Source organism: Yersinia alsatica, from assembly GCF_025133195.1.
In the GTDB taxonomy this organism is placed as follows: Bacteria; Pseudomonadota; Gammaproteobacteria; order Enterobacterales; family Enterobacteriaceae; genus Yersinia; species Yersinia alsatica.
On sequence record NZ_CP104006.1, the window covers coordinates 2793465 to 2810333 of the forward strand.

Below are 16869 nucleotides of genomic sequence, written 5' to 3' on the forward strand. Positions count from 1 at the left end.
CGGGAGCATGCTCCCGGTTTTAGTGACATCTAATACTCGCGCGGGATTACAGCCCTAAGAAGCCAATCCAGTAACCGAAGATACCGATGGCGAAGAAGCCCATAATAATCCACAGTGCGTTAACTTTACGCCGTAATAGCCACATACAGCCGAAGGTTAACAGCAACGGCACCAAGCCTGGCATCAACTGATCCAAAATGGTCTGCACAGTAGTGACTGTGGTTTGGCCATTCTGGTTGGTTATCTTGGACACCACCACCGGTATGTTGACGTGCGTCCACTTGTTAACCAAGGCCCCCATCACAAACAGGCCGAGGATAGACGCCCCTTCCGTCAGTTTTTGCAGAAGACCACCGTCCATATCGCTAACGATATTGACGCCTTTTTTATAGCCGTATGCCACGCCATAGTAACGAGTCAGCAAGCGCACCACGTTAAACAGCACGAAGAACAGCAATGGCCCCAGTAAGCTACCGCTCATGGCGATACCTGCACCGAGGGCGGCAAATACCGGACGTACAGTACCCCAGAAGATTGGGTCACCCACACCGGCCAAAGGCCCCATCAGACCGACTTTGATACCGTTAATTGCTGCATCATCAATTTCGGCACCATTGGCTTTCTGCTCTTCCATTGCCAGTGTTACGCCCAGAATTGGGGCCGCAACGAAAGGCTGGGTGTTGAAGAATTCCAGATGGCGTTTTATTGCCTGTTTACGCTCTTCAGAGTTCTCTGGGTACAGACGACGAATCGCTGGCACCATGGAGAAACAGAAGCCGAGCGCCTGCATACGTTCGAAGTTCCACGACCCTTGGAAGAGGTTAGAGCGGAGAAACACACCGCGAATATCTGCGGGCGTGAGTTTCTTTTCACCTGTAGTTGTCGTAGTAACAGTTGTTGTATCAACCATTTCTCTCACCTTTTCCTAGTCTAATTCGTTATCAAGATCGTTATTGGCCTGGCCAGACTGAACTACAACCTGAGACTTGTTGTATTTCGGGCTGAGCTGGATATAAAGAACGGCCATAACCACACCAATAACACCCAACGCTACCAGGTTGAAGTTAGTGAATGCGGCAGTAACGAAACCTAAATAGAAGAATGGCATCAGGTAGCCAGCACGCATCATGTTGATAACCATGGCGTAACCTACTACGACGATCATACCACCGGCGATATTCAGACCACTGGTAACCACTTCTGGAATTGAGCTGAGCATCATCTGAACTTCAGATGTACCCACGGACAGGGCGACGATCAGTGCAGGAATAGCAATACGCATTGCTTGTAAGAACAGTGCGGAGATATGAATCCAGGTAATCGCTCGCAGGCTGCCACGTTCGGCTGCACCATCGGCGGCGTGCTGGAATGCCACAGTAATGGTACGTACGATGATGGTTAATACCTGACCGGCTGCCGCCAACGGAATCGCCAGTGCAATACCAGCACCGATGTCTTGTCCGCCAGCAATAACCAGGATGGTAGAAATAATCGATGCCAGAGCCGCATCCGGTGCCACTGCGGCCCCGATGTTCATCCAACCAAGAGCGATCATTTCCAAGGTACCACCGATGATGATACCGGTTTTCATATCACCCAGAACCAGACCTATTAAGGTACAAGCGACGAGAGGGCGGTGAAATTGGAACTCATCCAGAATGGAGCCCATCCCGGCGATACATGCAACTATGAAAATCAGCACAATCTGAAGAGTTGTGATCTCCATTGTACTTCTCCTATGACCAAAAAAGCTGAGTAAAAATAACCGAGTCCCAAAACAGAACAGGGCATAACCTTGCTACGTAGTTTTTGAGTAAAGCTATTTATTAAGTTTGCTAATTAAGTCCATCATTTTGAGCCGGGAATCCGAAGACACTTTCCGGACTTCCAATTCAATACCGCGGGCATTCAGTTTATTAAATGCTTCAATATCTTTTTCATCAACGGAGACCGCATTGTTCACCTGGGTTTTGCCCTGACGGAATGCCATACCACCGATATTTACTGACTTAATATCCACGCCACCTTCAACCAAACGTACAACGTCTGTTGGATTGGTGAAGAGCAACATAACCCGGTCATTAGCATATTTCGGGTTGTTGTATACGCGGATAGCTTTCTCAACATCAACGACGTGCGCAGTCACACCCGGAGGAGCAACTTGTGTCAGCAATGTCTTACGCATTTTATCGGCGGCAACTTCGTCACTGACGACAATAATGCGTTTTACGTTAGTCTCTTTGGTCCAACGAGTGGCGACCTGACCATGGATTAAGCGATCATCAATACGCGCCAACCCGATCTTCATATGATCGTTCGGGCCTAAAGCGACGGCCGGAGCCTTGGCTTTTGGCGCAGGAGCAGCTTGTTGCGTCTCGGGCTTATCACTCTTAACTTCAGGCGCTTTCAGTGCTTTAACGCCTTCACGACCGGTTTCTACCGCGACTGCAACCAATTCAGCAAATGATGGATTATCATCACGGGCCATAAAGGTTTCAGCCAGCATCGGAATGTTAACCCCGGTGACGACCTCATAGTTCTCTTTATCGATAGCAATACGACTGGCAGCGTTAAACGGGCTACCACCCCAGGTATCAACCAAGAATAGAACACCTTTACTGGTGTCCAGCCCGGTCAATTTACCGTTGTATTTCTCAATCAACGTTTCGGCATTCTCACCGGGGACGAAATCGATATAAGCGACGTTAGCTTGCTCGCCTAAAATCATTTCAGCTGTTTTCAGCAGTTGTTCTGCCGCAGCCCCATGTGTGCCAATGATAATAGCTATACTCACTCGCTACCCCCTCTGTTAACTCAGAATTGAGTTCTCGCACGTAACAGAAACACCAGTATTCCCCAACAACATTTCAGTACACATTGAATCTATTATGATAGTCACAATGTCAGCTCACTGCTGACGATTTATTCGCAACCACAATGAATCGATTCAGGTACATACCGTAAAGTGCTGGATGTGATTTATTTTAGTCAGTGAAAAAATAAATTATGTGACGATGCTCATTTATTGGGACATGTTATGAATGATTTAGCTCATTCGGATAATAAATAGACACATAGATGAACAATATTGATATGTTTCACCCTAACTCACTCATCACAATATGATTGTTATGTTTATTATTTGTGCTAGTTGTGTGAAATTTGACAATTAGCCTGCTTTTTGAGCAGGAGAAATTTTAGTCATGAAAAAATAGCCTCATGGCGGATAGCCATTTTTAGCCTCATGACTGGATGGCTTGTCAGGCAGCAGATAATAAATCTGACTATGCTGACAAAAAAATTCCTGATAAAGTTAACGGCTCTATTAATTGTCAGGAGTTAAGGGCCTCAGCTCTCCCTATGGACTGTCACCGAAGTTACTGTTTCTTTAGCGTTAATACCCAACCAGTGGGTTTAAATCTGGTTATCCAATCACGCACATTTGCTGCGTCTAATATCACCCGATCTTTCTGCGTATCTATACTGACAACCGTGCTGCGGCGTTTTGCTGTCTCTGTTGTTGGTCGCACATCATCTGAATCGTGTTCTTATTCTCGGAGTCTGACATGGAATTTCTAATGGACCCCTCAATCTGGGCAGGGTTACTTACGTTGGTGGTACTGGAAATTGTTCTGGGTATCGATAACCTGGTATTCATTGCTATTCTTGCTGACAAACTCCCGCCTAAACAAAGAGATAAAGCTCGAATCATCGGCCTGTCTCTGGCATTGATTATGCGCTTGGGCTTGCTGTCGGTCATCTCTTGGATGGTGACGCTGACAACGCCGCTCTTTAGTGTCGGCAGTTTCAGTTTCTCTGGGCGCGACCTGATTTTGCTGGTGGGGGGGCTATTTCTGTTATTTAAAGCCACCACCGAGCTACATGAGCGGCTGGAGGGTAACCAGCACGATGACAGCGCAAACCGAGGTTATGCCAGTTTCTGGGCTGTTGTTGCCCAAATTGTGGTGTTGGATGCCGTGTTCTCACTGGATGCGGTCATTACTGCGGTTGGGATGGTTAACGACTTAGCCATCATGATGACTGCGGTCGTAATTGCGATGGGCGTGATGCTGCTGGCATCGAAAACCCTGACTAACTTTGTCAATGCCCACCCCACGGTGGTGGTGCTGTGCCTGAGCTTCTTGTTAATGATTGGTCTGAGCCTGATTGCCGAAGGCTTTGGTTTCCACATTCCAAAAGGCTACCTGTACGCTGCAATCGGATTCTCTATCCTGATTGAGCTGTTTAACCAGATTGCGCGCCGCAACTTTATTAAGCATGAGTCTCGTTTGCCAAGACGCCAACGCACGGCGGAAGCCATTATCCGTCTGATGGGCGGGCGTCAGCAGCAGGAACCACAAAGCGGTGATTCGCAATTGGCATTGCCGACCGAGGCTTTTGCTGAAGAAGAGCGCTATATGATAAGCGGCGTGCTGACCCTGGCATCGCGCTCATTGCGCAGCGTGATGACACCGCGCACTGAAATCTCTTGGGTGGATTGTAATCGCTCGCAAGCGGAGATTCGTGAGCAGTTATTGGATACGCCGCATAGCCTGTTCCCTGTTTGTCGCGACTCACTGGATCAGATAATTGGCGTGGTGCGTGCTAAAGACCTGTTAGTGGCGATTGAGCGCGGGGAGTCGATTTGCGAGTTTGCCGCAGCGACACCACCTATAGTGGTGCCTGATACCATGGATGTGATTAATCTGCTGGGTGTATTGCGTAAAGCGAAAGGTCGCTTAGTGGTGGTTAATGACGAATTTGGCGTGGTACAAGGGTTGGTAACACCGCTGGACGTGCTGGAAGCTATTGCGGGTGAATTCCCAGATGAAGATGAAACGCCGGATATCATTGTTGATGGTGATGGTTGGCTGGTGAAAGGGGGAGCAGATCTGCACTCTCTGGAGCAGGCGCTGGATTGCCAGGAACTGGTGAGCCCAACGGCTGATTATGCTTCACTTGCCGGCATGCTGCTGTCGCATTCAGGCCATATGCCAACAGCGGGCGATGTGATTGAATTGCATAACCTGCGCTTTGAGGTCATGGAAGTTTCAGATTATCGCATTGAGCTGGTGCGCATTACGAAACTGAGTAATGAGCAGGAAGAGCAATAACTCTGGCAAAGCCCAATAAAAAGGGGAGCTTCGGCTCCCCTTTTGCTGCGTGACGCGGTCAGTGACAGATATTAATTACACTGCACTTTGATAGCTAAACCGCCACGGGAAGTCTCGCGGTATTTGGCATTCATATCTTTGCCCGTTTCAAACATGGTTTCGATCACTTTATCCAGCGAGACTCGAGGTTCGCTGGTACGGCGCATTGCCATACGCGCAGAGTTAATCGCTTTAACCGAAGCAATCGCATTACGTTCAATGCAAGGCACTTGAACCTGACCGGCAACCGGATCACAGGTTAGGCCCAAATTGTGTTCCATGCCAATCTCAGCGGCGATACACACTTGAACCGGGCTTGCCCCCAGCAATTCGGCCAAACCGGCCGCAGCCATAGAACAGGCCACCCCGACTTCACCCTGACAGCCCACTTCAGCACCTGAAATCGATGCATTCATCTTATACAAAATTCCGACAGCACCTGATGACAGGAAGTAGCGAATAAAGATTTCTGGGGTTACTGGCTCGATAAAGTGGTCGTAATAGGCCAGTACTGCCGGGACGATACCACAAGCACCGTTAGTGGGCGCGGTGACCACTCGACCACCCGCAGCATTTTCTTCGTTGACCGCCAGTGCGAACATATTGACCCAATCAATGACATTCATCGGATCGCTAGACAGTTTATCTGAAGAGACCAGCAGGCGACGTAAGGCTGAAGCACGACGAGGAACTCGCAGCGGGCCGGGGAGCACGCCCTCGGTATTCAGGCCACGATCAATACATGCCCGCATCGTCTGCCAAATGGCAGTGAAGTAGGATTCGATCTCTTCTTTGCTGTGCATCGCCAGTTCATTTTGCATCACCATACCGGAGATGGACATGCCGGTTTGCTCGCAATTTGCCAGAATTTCTGCCGCAGAATTAAACGGGTAGGGAACACTGACCGCATTTACCGCTGCTTTGCCAAAATGCTCTTCATCAACGATAAAACCACCGCCGATTGAGTAGTAGGTTTTGCTGAGCACTTTCTCATCGCCAGCAAAGGCGTGGATCTGCATACCATTTTCATGCAGTGGCAGGTTATCGCTGCGGAACACCATCCCGCCTTCACGAGGGAAGTCAACTTCATGCAAGCCATTAGCCAGCATCAGTTTTTGGCGCAATTCAACATCACGGATAAATGCCGGAATACTATCGATATCAACAGTATCGGGCATGTTACCCGCCAATCCCATAATAATGGCGATATCGGTATGGTGACCTTTCCCTGTCAGTGACAGTGAGCCGTAAACATCAACGGCTACCCGCGTGACAGATGGCATCAACCCTTGAGTGACCAGCAAATCAGCAAACTCTTTACCGGCTTTCATTGGGCCAACAGTATGAGAACTGGAGGGGCCAATACCAATCTTGAACATGTCAAAAACACTAATCACGCTAAAACTCCTTAACAAAACCTTTGGTGATCTCCAGTTCATCGGTCTCTGGCTGAGGATCGCTGTATTAAGTATAAGAGCTCTGTGGATAGCAGCAGGTTACTTTGTGTGAAGTATTGCTACCACAGGCCCTGTAAATTTGGGTCCTACTGGTGTTGGCGGTATCAATTGGATACCGCAACAGTGACATTTCGCTACCAATTTATTGCTATCACTATCCGCTTTTAACCTTACTTTTTTAGTGGTTTATAGTGATGAAAGATATTTTACAGATATTTCATAACGCTGACAGGCCAGTTTACAGTTTTTTTAAAATGGTTGTGCAGAGAAAGTAGAGTAAAAATCGATGTGATGGGGTGATAGGGATCGCTTTATGCTGCAATTCAGACTCTTTAGCCGTAATGCTGTGAAGTTTGTCACTCATTGTCCCTATTGAGACTGTGACTTTAGGGTCAAATACTGACCTGCTGTGCCAGGCGGCGAATGATCGCGGCGGTCAGACCCCAGATAAATTGGCCTTCATACCATGAAAGATAGACCCGGTGATTGACTCCCCCGCGATGGATATCCAACGAATAGTAGCGAGACAGACTTAGCGCCTCATGTAGCGGGATTTCAAACAGCCCGGCGACCTCTTCTTCATTACCATGAAAGGCGATATTGGCTGGGACTAAACCCACAATCGGGGTGACCTGATAACCACTGGAGCTGTCCAGTGGGGCCAATTGCCCCAGCACATGGACAGATGAGGCCGGGATCGCGACCTCCTCTTCGGCTTCACGCAGTGCGGTGGCAATCAACGAGCCATCTTGTGGGTCAGCTTTACCACCGGGGAAAGCCACTTGACCGGCATGTTTGCGCAAATGGTCCGAGCGCCTTGTTAGCAGCAATGTGGGTTCGGGCCGGCAAATAATAGGGATTAATACTGCGGCATGGCTGTTATGGCTAGAAAAACTCCCCGGCTGCGGCTGTTGTAGCTGAAAGCGGCTGATAAATTCAGACAATGGGCTCTCGGCAACCGATTTATTTACCAGTAATTTATTCATAACAGATTGATTCACAGACAAGTCACTCACCAAATGGCCCACTCATTAATTATATATTTTCCAGTTGAGGTAATATGCGGGCGATTTTATCAAATGTTTCCTGATATTCAGCCTGTTCCTGGCTGTCAGCCACAATGCCCCCGCCAGCAGAGCAATATATCTTGCCGTTTTCAGTCAACAGGGTGCGGATAGTAATATTGGTATCCATGGTGCCACAGCAACTAATATAGCCAATGTTACCGCAATAGGCATTGCGACGTTGTGGTTCCAACTGCTCGATGATTTCCATCGCCCGAATTTTAGGCGCTCCGGTTATCGAGCCGCCGGGGAAGCAAGCACGAAGTAAATCGGTTGCAGTAGATTCAGCGGGCAGGGTTGCCGTGATGGTGCTAACTAAATGGTGCACTGCAGGGAAAGGTTCGACCACAAACAGCTCGGGTACCCGCACGGTGCCCGGTTGTGCGACCCGGCCAATATCATTGCGCAGCAGGTCAACTATCATCAGGTTTTCCGCACGATCTTTAGGCGAGTTGGCGAGCCGCTCAGCTTGCAAACGGTCCTGCGCCGGGTCGCTCAGCCGTGGCAGCGTCCCTTTGATGGGGCGAGTCTGAATCTGATGCTGTTCCAGCCATAAAAAACGCTCTGGCGAAACACTCAATAGGGCATTTTGCGCTAAGCGAATAAAAGCTGAAAAAGGCGCTCTATTACTGCGGCTCAATGACAGAAAGGCTTGCCATTCATCACCTTGATATTCTGCACTGAATCGCTGGGCCAAATTAATTTGATAGCAGTCGCCGCTGTGCAGATATTCCTGAATTTGGCGGAATTTTTCACCATATTGCTCACGCGACATATTGGCCTGCCATGGGCTAGTCAATTTGAATGGCGCAGCGGTGACAGGACTTTTCTGCTGCTGTAACCACAAAAGACGTTGCTCAGCATCACCGTGACAGACCAGCGTCAGTTGCTGCAAATGATGGTCGGCAATAAGCGCCCAGTCATACAAGCCGACCGCCATATCCGGCAAGGCGATATCTTTCTCTGCCCGTTCCGGCAATTGCTCCACTCGTCGCCCCAGATCATAGCCAAATAGCCCTAATGCGCCGCCCAGAAATGGCAGGTCAGGGTGGGAGGGTATTGGCGGGGAGAATTTATCCAACTGTTGCTGTAATAAAGAGAATGGGTCGTCAAGAGAGAGCTCCCGTCCTTGCGCGCTGATAATCTCGGTTTGTTCGCCGCGGGTGGTGAGGGTTACCCGCGGGTCGGCCACCAGAATATCAAAACGATTATGGGCATGTTCAGCAAATCCGGAATGCAGCAGCATAGCCCAAGCTTGATGGGCGAGAGGAGCAAATTGCTGGAGCAGGGCGTCAGGCTGATAAGGTAAGGTTTGGTAGGTCAGGGTTTTCACACTCATGAGTCACTGTTCTTTTGTTTCGGCTAGCAATATTAGGTGGCGTAATGGCATCTTCACAACATGCAGTGGGGAAGATTAGCATAAATCGCTCATGTATTTGGCTCCCATTTACTTAGGGCAGTCAGTTCACCTGAAATCAGAATAAACGGGTATACTTAATCAATTATATGCAGGAGATAAATCAATGTTAGCGGGTATGCCTTCACTTTCTCATGAGGAACAGCAAGAAGCTGTCGAACGTATTCACAAATTCATGTCGGAAGGAATGAGCAGTGGTGAGGCGATTGCCTTGGTTGCCGCCGAAATCCGTGAGCGGCACCAAGACGATCCGCAAGCCATGCCTATCTTTGAAGACAGTGACTTTGATGACCACGGCGAGTCTGATTATCGCCGTGATGATGAGCCGGATGCCGACGAAATAGAAGACCACTACGAGGGCTAAGCCCTTGCTGAGCATCCATTTAAACCCGCCGCGCTGGCGGGTTTATTTATGGGGGCAGAGATTATTTCCCACTGACAACGACGGCCCCGGCGGCGCGTTTCGCCACTTTAATGGCAGTGTCAATATCATCGGCGACAGCCAGTGCCACACCTAGACGCCGTTTCCCGTCAATCTCAGGTTTACCAAAGAGGCGGATTTGCGTATCACCGACCAGCGCGGTTTCCAGACCATGATAAGCAATATTCTGACTGGTTAATTCCGGTAAAATAACGGCGGAGGCCGCAGCGCCATACTGGCGGATAGTGCCAATCGGCAGACCGAGAAAGGCGCGCACATGCAAGGCAAACTCAGACATATTTTGTGAAATCAATGTCACCATTCCGGTATCATGGGGGCGCGGCGAAACTTCACTGAAAATCACCTCATCACCACAGACAAACAATTCCACACCAAATAGCCCGTAGCCACCCAGCGCGGTCACCACGCGAGAGGCGATATCTTTTGCCCGCGCCAAGGCGATTTCACTCATCACCTGTGGCTGCCAGGATTCACGATAATCACCCTCTTCTTGACGGTGACCAATAGGCGCGCAGAAGTGAATGCCATCAACGGCACTGATGGTGAGCAACGTAATTTCAAAATCAAAGCGCACCAATCCTTCAACAATGACTCTACCACCGCCCGCGCGGCCACCTTGTTGCGCATAATCCCATGCAGACTGAAGTTGGTCTTCATGACGGATCAGACTCTGACCTTTGCCCGAAGAGCTCATTACCGGTTTAACAATGCACGGATAACCCATCTCATTGACGGCTTGCCGGAAGGCACTCTCGGTATCAGCAAACTGGTAGCTGGAGGTGGGTAATTGCAGTGTTTCTGCGGCCAGACGGCGAATGCCTTCGCGGTTCATGGTCAGGCGAGTGGCTTGTGCGCAAGGCACCACGTGCTGGCTCATATTCTCTAATTCGACCAGCATATCAGTGGCAATAGCTTCAATTTCCGGCACGATATAGTGCGGTTTTTCCTGTTCGACTAACTGTTTCAGCGCTGCGCCATCCAACATATTAATCACATGGCTACGATGGGCGACATGCATCGCCGGGGCATCGGCATAGCGGTCAACAGCAATCACTTCCAGCCCCAGTCTCTGGCACTCAATAGCCACTTCTTTACCCAGCTCACCAGAGCCAAGCAACATGACTCGGGTGGCGTTGGGACGCAGAGCAGTTCCAATAGTCAGCATAGTTAGATACCTACATCAGTGGGAAAATTTTACCGGCGTAGTATAGGATAAATCAGCCACGAAAACGATTGCGTATTCAGGTCGCAACAGTATAGTTCCGGCAATGGCCCCATCTCTGGTATTATCGCGCTAAAATCTTGCGCTTGCCTTCAGGCCATCGCTGCCATTCCATCCAGTTATAAGAGTTACTGCCGTGAGCACAACTTCCTTTTCTTCCCTGACACTGCCTGCTGAGCAGTTGTCCAATCTTAATGAACTTGGCTATACCGAGATGACACCGGTACAAGCCGCAGCGTTACCGGCAATCCTCAATGGGCAGGATGTCCGGGCAAAAGCCAAAACCGGCAGTGGTAAAACTGCGGCCTTTGGTATTGGTTTGCTAGATAAAATTGCTGTCGGCGAGTTTGTCACGCAGGCGCTGGTATTGTGCCCAACCCGCGAGCTGGCTGATCAGGTCAGCAAAGAGTTACGCCGCTTGGCTCGCTTCACCCAGAATATTAAAATCCTGACACTGTGCGGTGGCCAACCAATGGGCCATCAACTGGACTCTTTGGTGCATGCGCCACATATCGTGGTAGGGACGCCGGGGCGTATTCAGGAACATTTGCGTAAGAAAACACTGGTACTGGATGACCTCAAGATTTTGGTATTGGATGAAGCCGATCGCATGCTGGATATGGGTTTTACCGATGCCATTGACGATGTGATTGCCTACACCCCGCCACAGCGCCAAACTTTATTGTTCTCTGCCACTTATCCGGCGGGTATTGAGCGCATCAGTGCGGGGGTTCAGCGCCAACCCGTCAATGTTGAAGTTGAAGATGGTGATGAAGCACCGGCCATTGAGCAGGTCTTTTTCGAAACCACCCGTGAAAAGCGTCTACCTCTGTTGATTGCGGTCCTCAGCCACTATCAACCGGCTTCTTGCGTGGTGTTCTGTAACACCAAGAAAGATTGCCAAAGTGTGTTTGAAGCCTTGGAATCTCGTGGTATCAGCGTGCTGGCTCTGCATGGTGACTTAGAGCAACGCGACCGTGATCAGGTGTTGGTACGCTTCTCTAATCGTAGCTGCCGGGTTTTGGTGGCCACAGATGTCGCGGCCCGTGGTCTGGATATTAAAGACTTGGAGTTGGTGGTTAACTTCGAGCTGGCATTTGATCCTGAAATTCATGTGCACCGTATTGGCCGTACCGGTCGGGCAGGAATGAGTGGCCTAGCCGTGAGTCTGTGTACGCCACAAGAGATGGCTCGCGCCCATGCCATTGAAGATTATCTGCAAATCAAACTGAAATGGACGCCAGCAGAGCAGGTAAGCCGCAGTACGAACGTCATGCTCGAACCTGAAATGGTGACACTATGTATTGATGGCGGGCGTAAAGCGAAAATTCGGCCAGGGGATATTCTGGGCGCATTAACCGGGGATGCCGGTCTGACTGCGACGGATGTAGGTAAAATTGATATGTTCCCGGTCCATGCTTATGTTGCGATCCGCAAGGCTTGCGCTAAACGCGCTCTGGCACAGTTGCAGCAAGGCAAGATCAAAGGCAAAAACTGTAAAGCCCGTTTATTAAAATAATCACAGTGGGGCGATGGTGGTTGCATCGTCCCAATAAATCACCTTATACTGTGTTTATGTACAGTAACCTGTAAGTGAAAAGGACGCATATCAATGGCCGTTGAAATAAAATTCGTCGTAGTAAGACAGGGTGAGGAAAAAATGACTTTCACAACCAAAAAAGAAGCCGATGCCTACGATAAAATGTTGGATTTGGCTGACAATTTGTCTGAATGGTTGTCACAAGCGCCATTAACACTTGAAGAAGAACAACGTGAGTCATTGAGCTTCTTCCTTGCAGAGAACAAAGATGCGCTGGGGCAAATTTTGCGTGGCGCCAGCCCGACAACCCCGACAGAGGTGCAGCCGAAAGCCAAAGCAGAAAAGCACCCGCCAGAGAAGAAATCTAAACCTGAAGAAAATCAAGCCGCTTAATCTGCCAACTTTCGGCAGAAAGTGCAAAAGGGATCTAAAATGAATCGTGAAATCACCTTCTTTCGCCGGTTTGAGGCGGATATTCTGGCCGATCGCAAAACGATCACTATCCGGGATAGCAGTGAAGCCGATTTTCGCCCGGGCGAAACCCTGCGCGTATGTCGTAATGAAGACGGCGTATTCTTCTGCAACATCGTGGTCAAGTCTGTCACTCCAGTCACCTTGGATGCACTGTCTGAACGCCATGCGGAGCAAGAAAATATGTCGTTGGATGAGCTGAAAAAAGTGATTAAGGATATCTATCCGGGCTTGGAACAGTTTTACGTGATTGAATTTACTCGGTGTTAATTTAGCGGCATCCATCCTGCTGGTTGGCAATGCGGCCCACTCTGTAACCTACCTTTCAATCATTGTTCCTGCCATAGGATAGAAATAATAATATGTGGAGGAATGATGAGAAAGACAGGAATCGCCTTGATATTGGTCACTGCATTGGCAGGGATTACCCATAGTGTGCAAGCCCAAGAGCCGCGGGTAGCCAAAGTGCCCGCTTGTACCGGTTTAAATCAATCTCAGGTCGCAACGCAGGTTAAACGGGACTTTCTGCAAAACCGCATAACACGTTGGGAAGCCGATAAAAAGCAATTGGGTACTGATAGCCCGGTGGTGTGGATTAGCGCAGTAGACATTACAGGCAAGGATGATGTTTGGCAGGTGCCATTAACCGCCCGTGGCAATAAGGGCGATAAAACCTATCAAGTGGTACTCGACTGCAAAGCGGGCTCCATCACTTATAATGGGCCTCAATAATTTCTATTGAGAAGAATGAATCTCGACTAAACAGGCGCAGGGGCTCACTCTCCTGCGCCTGTTTATTTTTTCACGTCTAAAAGTGGTCTGGTACTTTTTAAACATCTTATTTATCATTTGATTAGCTATCGTTCATTAAATTATAAGCATCTATAGATACTTGGCATCAGCAGGTAATCGTGTCACTCTCGCGCTAACGAACACAGATGGATAACTCAACTAATGACCAGACCGCCAAAGGCAGATAAACGCCCTTATCCAATAACAATACACGGTGATACCCGTACAGATGATTATTATTGGTTACGTGATGATGAGCGCACAGACGCTGATGTTCTGAACTACTTACAAGCTGAGAATGAGTTTACTGAGGCGGTTTTAAAACCGCAGCAGCCGCTACGAGAAACCCTCTATCAGGAGATGGTTTCCCGCATTCCGCCGCAGGAAGAGTCCGTTCCCTATACGCGCAATGGCTACCGCTACCAAACACGTTTTGAGCCGGGCAATGAATATGCCATTTATGTGCGCCAGCCGGTTTGGGCTGATAGCAGTTGGGAAACACTGTTGGATGGTAACCAGCGCGCGGCAGATAGCGAGTTTTATACCTTGGGTGGGCTGGATGTCAGCCCGGATAACCAACTGCTGGCGGTGGCTGAGGATTTCTTATCACGTCGTCAATATGATATTCGGGTTAAGCATTTACAAAGTGATACCTGGCACGAAGAAGTCATCAGTAATACGTCGGGTAATTTTGAGTGGGCGAATGATTCAAAAACGCTGTATTACGTGCGTAAGCATGAAAAAACATTGTTGCCCTATCAGGTTTATCGCCATGTTGTGGGGACCGACCCTAAGTTAGACCAGCTGATTTATCAGGAAACTGACGATACCTTCTATGTCGGCTTGGAAAAGACCACTTCTGAGCGTTTTATTGTCATCCACCTAAGCAGCACCACAACGTCTGAAATTTTATTGCTGGATGCCGATCAACCCGAACCAGTACCGCAGATGTTTGCGCCTCGCCGTAAAGATCATGAATATGGTTTAGATCACTATAAGCAGCATTTTTATATTCGCTCAAATAAAGATGGCAAGAATTTCGGTCTGTACCAAATCGCCGAAGCAGGGCATGTGCAATCTGACTTTGCTGATGAATCGCAATGGATCTCATTAATTGCGCCAAGAACTGATGTGATGTTGGAAGGGTTCAGCCTATTCCGCGACTGGCTGGTGGTGGAGGAACGCAGTGAAGGGCTGACACATCTGCGACAAATTCATTGGGTCACCCATGAAGAGAAATCCATTACTTTTGATGACCCGACTTATGTCACCTGGCTGGCGTATAACCCAGAGCCGGAAACTGAACTGCTACGCTATGGCTACTCTTCCATGACCACGCCGAGTTCCATGTATGAACTGAATATGGACACCGGTGCTCGTCAGTTGCTTAAACAGCAAGAAGTGAAAAATTTCACCCCGGAAAAGTATCGCAGCGAGCGAATTTGGGTTACCGCATCAGATGGCGTCAAAGTCCCGGTCTCTCTGGTTTATCACCGCGAGCACTTTGTCTCAGGCCATAATCCACTGTTGGTCTATGGTTACGGCTCCTATGGTAGCAGTATGGACCCGGCATTCAGCGGCAGTCGGTTAAGTCTATTGGATCGCGGTTTTGTCTTTGCACTGGCACATATTCGCGGCGGTGGTGAGTTGGGCCAGCAGTGGTATGAAGATGGCAAATTGCTTAATAAGTTAAATACCTTTAGCGACTTTATTGATGTCACCAAAACCTTAGTTGCTGAAGGTTATGGTGATGCTGACCGCGTCTTCGCCATGGGTGGCAGTGCCGGAGGCTTGCTGATGGGGGCGATAATCAATCAGGCTCCTGAATTATATAAAGGTATTGTCGCGCAAGTGCCATTTGTTGATGTGGTCACCACCATGTTGGATGAATCTATCCCCCTGACCACTGGCGAATATGACGAGTGGGGTAATCCGAACGATAAGACTTATTACGATTATATTAAGCAATATAGCCCATATGATCAGGTCAAAGCTCAAGACTACCCGCATATGCTGGTCACCACTGGTTTGCATGACTCCCAGGTGCAATATTGGGAGCCAGCGAAATGGGTCGCCAAACTGCGTGAATTGAAGACAGATGACCATCAGTTACTGCTTTATACTGATATGGATTCAGGGCATGGCGGAAAATCAGGGCGTTTTAAAGCTTATGAAGATATTGCCTTGGAATATGCATTCATATTGGCTTTGGCATAATCTCACATAGAACATTACGTCAGGTAATGTGTCAGCGTATGGCGCATATCTGGCGTAAGGTCAGAGATTGACGCTAACATCCAGCGCAGATAGTCCGGATCTTCTCGGGCTATCTGTTCAATACTCTTCCCGCGATACTTCCCAAATTTAAAGGTCTGCAATAGCAGCGGTTGCTGGGTTAGCTCCACCATTTGCTCGGCGTTCCACCCAGAGTCTTGCATGATACGCTGTAACAGCGCGGCGGTGACATAACAGTCATATAAAGCGCGGTGTGGGTAGAGGTTATCCGGTACTGAAACATTCAGGCGCAAAGCGTAACGCAGATATTGATTGCTGTGCTTAATATCAGGATAAAGCATCCGCGCCAGCTTAAGAGTACAAATCCATTGGCCGCCCATCTCGGGTAACACGCCACGGTCGAAGGGGGCATTATGGGCAACATAGTAAGGGCTGCCTTGATACTTCCTCACCGCCACAGCAATCCGTGGTTTGCCCTCCACCATATCCTCAGTGATATGGTGAATCACCATAGCATCAATACTGATTGGCCTATCAGGGCTGACCAGGTCACTCATAGGGTTGTTCAATACCCCATCAACCACATCAACAGATGCGATTTCGACGATGCCGCCCTCTAAGCCGCAGGTCTCAGTATCAATGACACGAAAGTACATGCTTACCTCCTGTAATCCTTAAATATTAGCAACAAAAAACCCGCCTATCGTGGCGGGTTGACTAACGAGACGAAAAATCCGTTATTCTGCGCTAGTGGAAGATGACTTCTTAGCGCGTTTCTCAGCTTTTTTCTCAGCTGGCGTTTTTAGTGGCTTTTTCTTCGCGTTCTTTTTGCTGTCCATTCCCTTACTCATGGCTTGCCTCTCTTTACCTTCGGTTAGGTTGGTACGCACCCCCTATTAACCACCTTATGAGCGCGAGTTGCAAGGGAAGAAAGCATCACTATGATTAATGTATTGTTTAGCAAGAGTATTATTAAACCTTAATCTCTCTTATTAGTGTTTAATAGTTGTTATTTTGTGATGCTACTTCTAAAAACTCATTGAGATATGATGCAATTATCGCCAGTTGATGGAATT

The 16869-nt window shown here is 48.8% G+C and carries 16 protein-coding genes; 7 read left to right on the top strand and 9 right to left on the bottom strand.

The genetic code is table 11. The features are described from left to right. Positions 1 to 46 precede the first annotated feature (46 nt). From N0H69_RS12325 to manX, 3 genes are all read right to left on the bottom strand, one after another. A complete protein-coding gene (locus tag N0H69_RS12325) occupies positions 47 to 910 on the bottom strand; it encodes a PTS mannose transporter subunit IID (RefSeq protein WP_050109124.1) in 864 nt (287 codons plus the stop codon). 15 nt (positions 911 to 925) lie between these two features. Continuing rightward, on the bottom strand, positions 926 to 1726 hold the full coding sequence (locus tag N0H69_RS12330; RefSeq protein ID WP_050109125.1) for a PTS mannose/fructose/sorbose transporter subunit IIC: 801 nt from the start codon (positions 1724 to 1726) through the stop codon (positions 926 to 928). Positions 1727 to 1819: 93 nt separating this feature from the next. Then, entirely contained in the window at positions 1820 to 2794 is a 975-nt protein-coding gene (gene manX / locus N0H69_RS12335; protein ID WP_050109126.1) for a PTS mannose transporter subunit IIAB, read from the bottom strand. 772 nt (positions 2795 to 3566) lie between these two features. Here manX and N0H69_RS12340 point away from each other — a divergent pair. Next, positions 3567 to 5114: a TerC family protein gene (locus N0H69_RS12340; RefSeq protein ID WP_050109127.1), complete on the top strand. Its 1548-nt coding sequence runs from the start codon at positions 3567 to 3569 to the stop codon at positions 5112 to 5114. 71 nt (positions 5115 to 5185) lie between these two features. On the opposite strand, the gene N0H69_RS12345 is transcribed toward N0H69_RS12340, so the two are convergent. The 3 genes from N0H69_RS12345 to pabB form a co-directional block, all read right to left on the bottom strand. Continuing rightward, the gene (locus tag N0H69_RS12345; RefSeq protein WP_032911133.1) at positions 5186 to 6550 is read right to left on the bottom strand and encodes an L-serine ammonia-lyase; all 1365 of its coding nucleotides are present in this window, start codon (positions 6548 to 6550) and stop codon (positions 5186 to 5188) included. Positions 6551 to 7002: 452 nt separating this feature from the next. Then, on the bottom strand, positions 7003 to 7596 hold the full coding sequence (locus N0H69_RS12350) for a CoA pyrophosphatase (RefSeq protein ID WP_050109186.1): 594 nt from the start codon (positions 7594 to 7596) through the stop codon (positions 7003 to 7005). A gap of 49 nt (positions 7597 to 7645) precedes the next feature. Further along, complete coding sequence (gene pabB, locus N0H69_RS12355; RefSeq protein WP_050152223.1) at positions 7646 to 9013, bottom strand: aminodeoxychorismate synthase component 1; 1368 nt, start codon at positions 9011 to 9013, stop codon at positions 7646 to 7648. 184 nt (positions 9014 to 9197) lie between these two features. Here pabB and N0H69_RS12360 point away from each other — a divergent pair, with 184 nt between their 5' ends. Beyond that, positions 9198 to 9455: a YoaH family protein gene (locus tag N0H69_RS12360; RefSeq protein WP_050109129.1), complete on the top strand. Its 258-nt coding sequence runs from the start codon at positions 9198 to 9200 to the stop codon at positions 9453 to 9455. A 61-nt stretch (positions 9456 to 9516) separates the two neighbouring features. Here the strand turns inward: N0H69_RS12360 and purT are convergent, their stop codons facing one another. Continuing rightward, complete coding sequence (gene purT / locus N0H69_RS12365) at positions 9517 to 10698, bottom strand: formate-dependent phosphoribosylglycinamide formyltransferase (protein WP_050152222.1); 1182 nt, start codon at positions 10696 to 10698, stop codon at positions 9517 to 9519. 193 nt (positions 10699 to 10891) lie between these two features. Between purT and dbpA the strand changes: the two genes are divergently transcribed. The 5 genes from dbpA to N0H69_RS12390 all read left to right on the top strand — a co-directional run bounded on the left by dbpA (position 10892) and on the right by N0H69_RS12390 (position 15775). Beyond that, positions 10892 to 12274: an ATP-dependent RNA helicase DbpA gene (dbpA, locus tag N0H69_RS12370; protein ID WP_050152221.1), complete on the top strand. Its 1383-nt coding sequence runs from the start codon at positions 10892 to 10894 to the stop codon at positions 12272 to 12274. 93 nt (positions 12275 to 12367) lie between these two features. Next, positions 12368 to 12688, top strand: a complete 321-nt coding sequence (locus tag N0H69_RS12375; protein WP_050121126.1) for a YebG family protein — start codon at positions 12368 to 12370, stop codon at positions 12686 to 12688. A gap of 39 nt (positions 12689 to 12727) precedes the next feature. Further along, positions 12728 to 13036, top strand: a complete 309-nt coding sequence (gene yqfB / locus N0H69_RS12380; RefSeq protein WP_050121127.1) for a N(4)-acetylcytidine aminohydrolase — start codon at positions 12728 to 12730, stop codon at positions 13034 to 13036. Positions 13037 to 13141: 105 nt separating this feature from the next. After that, entirely contained in the window at positions 13142 to 13498 is a 357-nt protein-coding gene (gene yebF, locus N0H69_RS12385; protein ID WP_050109134.1) for a protein YebF, read from the top strand. A 222-nt stretch (positions 13499 to 13720) separates the two neighbouring features. Then, positions 13721 to 15775, top strand: coding sequence for a S9 family peptidase (locus N0H69_RS12390; protein WP_050146196.1), 2055 nt, complete (start codon positions 13721 to 13723; stop codon positions 15773 to 15775). Positions 15776 to 15789: 14 nt separating this feature from the next. Here the strand turns inward: N0H69_RS12390 and exoX are convergent, their stop codons facing one another. Together exoX and N0H69_RS12400 are read right to left on the bottom strand one after the other, a co-directional pair. Then, positions 15790 to 16449 carry an exodeoxyribonuclease X gene (exoX, locus tag N0H69_RS12395; RefSeq protein ID WP_050146197.1) on the bottom strand — a complete coding sequence of 220 codons (660 nt, stop codon included), beginning with the start codon at positions 16447 to 16449 and terminating at the stop codon, positions 15790 to 15792. Positions 16450 to 16530: 81 nt separating this feature from the next. Further along, a complete protein-coding gene (locus N0H69_RS12400; RefSeq protein ID WP_155410770.1) occupies positions 16531 to 16683 on the bottom strand; it encodes a hypothetical protein in 153 nt (50 codons plus the stop codon). Positions 16684 to 16869 lie beyond the last annotated feature (186 nt).

What these genes read in the sequence shown, in the direction of transcription:
- N0H69_RS12325 (WP_050109124.1), bottom strand. Translation starts at nt 910, where the DNA reads ATGGTTGATACAACAACTGTTACTACGACAACTACAGGTGAAAAGAAA.
- N0H69_RS12330 (WP_050109125.1), bottom strand. Translation starts at nt 1,726, where the DNA reads ATGGAGATCACAACTCTTCAGATTGTGCTGATTTTCATAGTTGCATGT.
- N0H69_RS12340 (WP_050109127.1), top strand. Translation starts at nt 3,567, where the DNA reads ATGGAATTTCTAATGGACCCCTCAATCTGGGCAGGGTTACTTACGTTG.
- N0H69_RS12350 (WP_050109186.1), bottom strand. Translation starts at nt 7,596, where the DNA reads ATGAATAAATTACTGGTAAATAAATCGGTTGCCGAGAGCCCATTGTCT.
- pabB (WP_050152223.1), bottom strand. Translation starts at nt 9,013, where the DNA reads ATGAGTGTGAAAACCCTGACCTACCAAACCTTACCTTATCAGCCTGAC.
- N0H69_RS12360 (WP_050109129.1), top strand. Translation starts at nt 9,198, where the DNA reads ATGTTAGCGGGTATGCCTTCACTTTCTCATGAGGAACAGCAAGAAGCT.
- purT (WP_050152222.1), bottom strand. Translation starts at nt 10,698, where the DNA reads ATGCTGACTATTGGAACTGCTCTGCGTCCCAACGCCACCCGAGTCATG.
- N0H69_RS12375 (WP_050121126.1), top strand. Translation starts at nt 12,368, where the DNA reads ATGGCCGTTGAAATAAAATTCGTCGTAGTAAGACAGGGTGAGGAAAAA.
- yqfB (WP_050121127.1), top strand. Translation starts at nt 12,728, where the DNA reads ATGAATCGTGAAATCACCTTCTTTCGCCGGTTTGAGGCGGATATTCTG.
- yebF (WP_050109134.1), top strand. Translation starts at nt 13,142, where the DNA reads ATGAGAAAGACAGGAATCGCCTTGATATTGGTCACTGCATTGGCAGGG.
- N0H69_RS12390 (WP_050146196.1), top strand. Translation starts at nt 13,721, where the DNA reads ATGACCAGACCGCCAAAGGCAGATAAACGCCCTTATCCAATAACAATA.
- exoX (WP_050146197.1), bottom strand. Translation starts at nt 16,449, where the DNA reads ATGTACTTTCGTGTCATTGATACTGAGACCTGCGGCTTAGAGGGCGGC.